The sequence below is a fragment of the Rhodopseudomonas sp. B29 genome (genome assembly GCF_000333455.1).
In the GTDB taxonomy this organism is placed as follows: domain Bacteria; phylum Pseudomonadota; class Alphaproteobacteria; order Rhizobiales; family Xanthobacteraceae; genus Rhodopseudomonas.
Map to the genome: position 1 here is coordinate 1 of NZ_BADD01000655.1, position 4,855 is coordinate 4,855.

6 protein-coding genes are annotated in these 4,855 nt (G+C 65.4%); 3 read left to right on the forward strand and 3 right to left on the reverse strand.

Annotated elements, in window-relative coordinates; all coding sequences use genetic code 11:
* From I5M_RS23525 to I5M_RS23535, 3 genes are all read right to left on the reverse strand, one after another.
* Positions 1–1,810, reverse strand: a 1,810-nt coding sequence (locus tag I5M_RS23525) for a xanthine dehydrogenase family protein molybdopterin-binding subunit (protein ID WP_022723635.1), incomplete at its 3' end; no start/stop codon positions are given.
* Entirely contained in the window at positions 1,810–2,259 is a 450-nt protein-coding gene (locus I5M_RS23530) for a (2Fe-2S)-binding protein (protein WP_022723636.1), read from the reverse strand. The genes I5M_RS23525 and I5M_RS23530, both read right to left, overlap by 1 nt.
* 86 nt (positions 2,260–2,345) lie before the next feature.
* A complete protein-coding gene (locus I5M_RS23535) occupies positions 2,346–3,224 on the reverse strand; it encodes an alpha/beta fold hydrolase (protein ID WP_022723637.1) in 879 nt (292 codons plus the stop codon).
* A gap of 309 nt (positions 3,225–3,533) precedes the next feature.
* Between I5M_RS23535 and I5M_RS23540 the strand changes: the two genes are divergently transcribed.
* From I5M_RS23540 to I5M_RS23550, 3 genes are all read left to right on the forward strand, one after another.
* Positions 3,534–4,184, forward strand: coding sequence for a hydrolase (locus I5M_RS23540; RefSeq protein ID WP_022723638.1), 651 nt, complete (start codon positions 3,534–3,536; stop codon positions 4,182–4,184).
* Between the two features lie 18 nt (positions 4,185–4,202).
* Entirely contained in the window at positions 4,203–4,493 is a 291-nt protein-coding gene (locus I5M_RS23545) for a XapX domain-containing protein (RefSeq protein ID WP_022723639.1), read from the forward strand.
* Positions 4,490–4,855: amidohydrolase family protein (locus tag I5M_RS23550; protein WP_031337392.1), on the forward strand; the 366-nt coding region annotated here is incomplete at its 3' end. The genes I5M_RS23545 and I5M_RS23550, both read left to right, overlap by 4 nt.

A 4,855-nucleotide genomic window follows, 5' to 3' on the forward strand; every position in this document is an offset into this window, starting at 1 on the left:
TCTCGCCCGATGGCGCGACAGATACTTCCACCATCAATGCAGCGAAGGTGCCGAAGTTCTGATGCAGCGATACGCCGCGGCCGATCCGCGCGCCGGACGGTGCGCTCCAGTTCGAGGCCTGCTCCACGACGTCGAGTACGTGCCTGGCGCGCGGATTCGATGCGGATAGCAACGAACGGCGATAGGCGATCGGATCGCGGCCGGCGCTGTGAGCGAGTTCGTCGACGAAGCTCTCGACTACGAACACGTTGTGGGTCGGTCCGACGCCGCGCCACCAGTTCAGACCGATCGGCGGATCGTGGCGGACCCAATCGATCCGCATGTTCGGCGGCGCATAGGGACTGTCCCAAGCGCCGTCCACCGCATCCTTGTCGAGCTTGCCTTGCGGCCAGCCGTGCTCGTCGAAGTCCTTGCGCACGGTGCCTGACGTGGTGCGATGCGTCCACGCGATCGGCATGCCGGCATCGTCGAGGGCGGCGCTGAGACGGTCGTGGTAGCAAGGACGGAAGCGATCGTGACCGATGTCCTGCTCGCGCGTCCAGATCACCTTGAGCGGATAGGGCACCTGCTTGGCGAAGCGCACGGCTTGGACGATGGTGTCGTCCTGCAGCCGCCGGCCGAAGCCGCCGCCGATCAGCTGATTGTGGACCGCGACCCTGTCGAGCGGCAGGCCCGTGATCTGCGCCGCATGATGCTGAGCGACCACTGGCGTCTGGGTGCCGACCCAGATGTCGCAGCCGTCCGGCCGCACATGCACCGTGGTGTTGATCGGCTCCATGGTGGCATGCGCCAGAAACGGCATCTCGTACTCGGCATCGATGCGGCGCTTGGCGCTCGCCATCGCGCCGTCGGGATCGCCGCGCTTCAGTGCCTCGATCGGCGTGCCGTTGCGCGCCGCGGTCAACAGATCCTGCCGCAAACTGTCGGACGACAGGCCGGCATTCGGGCCGAAGTCCCAGTCGATCTCCAGCGCGTCGCGCCCAGTCTTGGCGGCCCAGTAATGCTCGCCGACCACCGCGACGGCGTCGTCGATGCGCAGCACGTCGATCACACCCGGCAGCTTTCGCGCCTGACGATCGTCGAGCGATTTGAGCTTGCCACCTGACACCGGACAGATCGCCAACACCGCCGTCTTCATGCCGGGTACATCGACATCGATGCCGAAGCGCGCGCTGCCATCGACCTTGCCGGGCGTGTCGATTCGTTTGAGGCTCCTGCCGATCAGCTTGTAGTCGGTCGCCCTCTTGAGCGTCGGCTGCGTCGGCATCGGCAATGCTGCGGCTTCGGCGGCCACTTCGGCATAGGGCAGGGACCGACCGCTCGGGCGATGCGAGATGACGCCGTCGTTTGTTACGCACTCCCGCGCATCGACAGTCCAGCGCCGCGCAGCAGCCTCGATCAGCATCGCGCGTGCGGCGGCGCCGGCTTGGCGCAGCGGCGTCCAGAAGCCGCGGATCGAGGTCGAGCCACCGGTGAGCTGCGCCTTGAACAGGGGCTGGGCGTAAAGCGCCGCGTCGGGTGGCGCCGCCACCGCAATGATCTGATCGAGCCGGACGTCGAGCTCCTCGGCGAGTAACGCCGCTTCGGCTGTGTAGATGCCTTGGCCCATCTCGACGCTGGGCATCACCAGGGTGATCTCACCAGTCGCGGCAATGCGGACGAAGCCGCCGAGCCGAGCTGCGGGAGCGGCGATCGAACCAGCGGGCGCTTGTGCCTTGCCGGGCCGCGCGAACGCGATCACCAGCGCTCCGGCGAGAAACGAGCGGCGCGATAAGCCGAGCACCGCAGCTTTCTGAGGACGGTGCTTCATCATGTTGCCGCGGCCTTGATGGCAGCGCGGATACGCACATAGGTGGCGCAGCGGCAGATATTTCCGGCCATCGCCGTATCGATCGCTGCATCGTCGGGGTTGGGGATGCGGCCGAGCAGTGCCGCGGCGCTCATGATCTGGCCCGACTGGCAATAGCCGCATTGCACGACTTCGAGGTCGAGCCAGGCCTTTTGGATCTTGCGGCCGTGCTCGGTCTGTCCGACGCCTTCGATGGTGGTGATGGCGCGATCGCCGACGCGACCGACCGGCAGCACGCAGGAGCGCACCGGCTCACCATCGAGGTGAACTGTGCAGGCGCCGCATTGCGCGATGCCGCAGCCGAACTTTGTGCCACGCAGCCCGACGAGATCGCGCAGCACCCACAACAGCGGCATATCGTCAGGTGCGTCGACCTTGTAGTCCTGTCCATTGATCTTCAGCGCGCGCATCCCGGCTCCATTGCCAATCGAAGTCGACTATCGAGGCTCAGCCAGCACGACTCTTGTCCGATTTGGCCGCAGGTTGGACGTGTCGATCACGGCTTCTCGGTTCCGCGCCAGCCGTCGAGGAACTCGAGCAGCAGATTGGTGACGATCTCGGGTTGTTCTTCATGGGGCAGGTGGCCGCATTGCGGGATCGCGGCGACGCGCAGGTCGTCCGCCATCTCGCGCCACACCGCTTCCATGTCGAACAGCTTGCCGACCGCGCCGAAATCAGCGCCCCAGAGCGACAGCGTCGGGCAGGTGATCTTGATGTCGGCGTCGGCGAGGTCCTGCGCGATGTCCTCGGCGCCCGCGCGATAGTCCGACAAGGCGCCGCGTACGCCGCCTTCCGACGTGAACGCCTTCACGTAAGCTGCGATCGCGTCCTCACCGATACTGTGCGGGTTGTGGCACCAATCGGTGAAGAAGTGACGCAGCCAGATCTCTTCGCGGCCGGCGATCAGCGCCTCTGGCAGATCGGCGACCTGATGAAACAGGAAGAACCAGTATTCGCGCGCGATGCGGGCGTTCATGTCCCGCGCGACGATGCGGGTCGGCACGTTGTCCATCACCACCAGGCGATCGACCAGATCGGGATGATCCTTGGTCAGCCGCGTCGCAACGCGAGCGCCGCGATCATGGCCTACCAGCGCGAAGCGTTCGATCCCGAGTGCCTGCGCGAGTGCAACGACGTCGTTGGCCATTGTCCGCTTGTCGTAGCCTTCAAACGGCTTGTCGGTTTCGCCATAGCCGCGCAGATCGGGGACGACGACTCGGTAGTGCTTGGCCAGCGCGGAAATCTGAAAGCGCCACGCGTAGCTGGTTTCGGGAAAGCCGTGTAGCAAGATCACCGGCGCCCCGTCGCCGGCCTCGCGATAGAACTGTCGGATGCCGTTGGCGCGGATACTGCCGTTTCGCGTGGTGTCGGTCATGAGTTCCTCTGGCGATATGCGCGACGGCGCGGTCGCCAATGCGACCTCATCGACCCTATCAGGACGACGACGGGCGGAGATTGCAGCGGCGTGCTGTGGTTTGGACGTTTGCTTCGCCGGATGTTTCCCGAACTCGAAAGGTTGCAAGTGTCCCCGGTGCACCGCGCCGCGTGTGCCTCTGGGCCGTGCTTCGGGAATGGGGAGCAGGTTCGTGCAATCGGCATCGGCTTTGTCCAAGCCAGCGCGGTCGCCACCCGGCATCATCGTGCAAGCTCAGCGAGCCTGCGCACGCCCACCTGGAGGTCTTTAATGTCGAAACTCGAAATGCTCACCCCCGAGAACAGCGCCATCGCGCTGATCGATTATCAGCCGGCGATGTATCAGGGCGTGCAGTCGCACGACCGCCTCGTCGTGTTCAACAACATCCAGATCCTCGCCAAAGCGGCGAAGCTGTTCAAGATTCCAACGGTGATCTCGACCGTGGCCAAGGATTCGTTCTCCGGCCCGTTCATGCCGGAGGTCACCGACCTGTTTCCGAACCACGACATCATCGACCGTACCTCGATGAACTCGTGGCTCGACCCGAACTTCCGCAAGGCGGTGGCGGCCACCGGCCGCAAGAAGTTCGTCGTCGCCGGTCTGTGGACCGAGGCCTGCGTGATGTTCCCGACCCTCGACATGCTGCGCGAAGGTTACGAGGTTTACATCCCCGCCGACGCCTGCGGCGACCTGTCGGTCGAGGCACACAACCGTGCGATGGAGCGCGCCATCCAGGCCGGCGCGGTGCCGATCACCTCGTGCCAATACGCCTTCGAGCTGCAGCAGGACTGGGCGCGCTCGGAGACTTATGAAGGCATGATGGACATCCTGCGGGCGCATTCGCCTTACGGCATCCAGGTTCGCTTCTCGAAGTGGGCGCTCGGCGAGCACGCCTCTGAGGGTGGTACCAAGGCCGCGTAGTCCGGCGCGGAGCGCGCGATGAAAGTCTATCTGCTGTCGCTCGCCGTCGGCCTTCTGGTCGGCGTCATCTACAGCCTGCTCAACGTCCGCTCGCCGGCGCCACCTCTGGTGGCGCTGGTCGGGCTGCTTGGCATTCTGGTCGGCGAGCAGATCGTGCCCGTCGCCAAGCAGGTGATCGCCGGCCACAGCCTGAGCGCGGCTTGGCGACAAGCGAAAGCTGCGCCGCACGTGTTCGGCATGTTGCCGGGGCGGCACGACGCAACGGCCGCGACCGAGACCGATAGCAAATCTCCGGAGAAGCATTCATGACCAAGGCGCCAGACGTTATCCTGCATCGCGGCCTGTTCACCACGCTCGATCCGAGCAATCCCACCGCGAGCGCGGTGGCGATTGCGGATGGCCGCTTCGTCTCGGTGGGCGAGGAGCGCGACGTGATGGCGCTCGCTGGGCCGAGGACGCAGCTGATCGACGTCAAGGGTCGCCGGGTGCTGCCGGGTCTGATCGACAATCACCTCCACATCATCCGCGGCGGGCTCAACTTCAACATGGAGCTGCGCTGGGACGGCGTGCGCTCGCTGGCCGACGCCATGAACATGTTGAAGCGCCAGGTCGCGATCACGCCGCCGCCGCAGTGGGTGCGCGTCGTCGGCGGCTTCACCGAGCATCAGTCG

What these genes read in the sequence shown, in the direction of transcription:
- I5M_RS23530 (WP_022723636.1), bottom strand. Translation starts at nt 2,259, where the DNA reads ATGCGCGCGCTGAAGATCAATGGACAGGACTACAAGGTCGACGCACCT.
- I5M_RS23535 (WP_022723637.1), bottom strand. Translation starts at nt 3,224, where the DNA reads ATGACCGACACCACGCGAAACGGCAGTATCCGCGCCAACGGCATCCGA.
- I5M_RS23540 (WP_022723638.1), top strand. Translation starts at nt 3,534, where the DNA reads ATGTCGAAACTCGAAATGCTCACCCCCGAGAACAGCGCCATCGCGCTG.
- I5M_RS23545 (WP_022723639.1), top strand. Translation starts at nt 4,203, where the DNA reads ATGAAAGTCTATCTGCTGTCGCTCGCCGTCGGCCTTCTGGTCGGCGTC.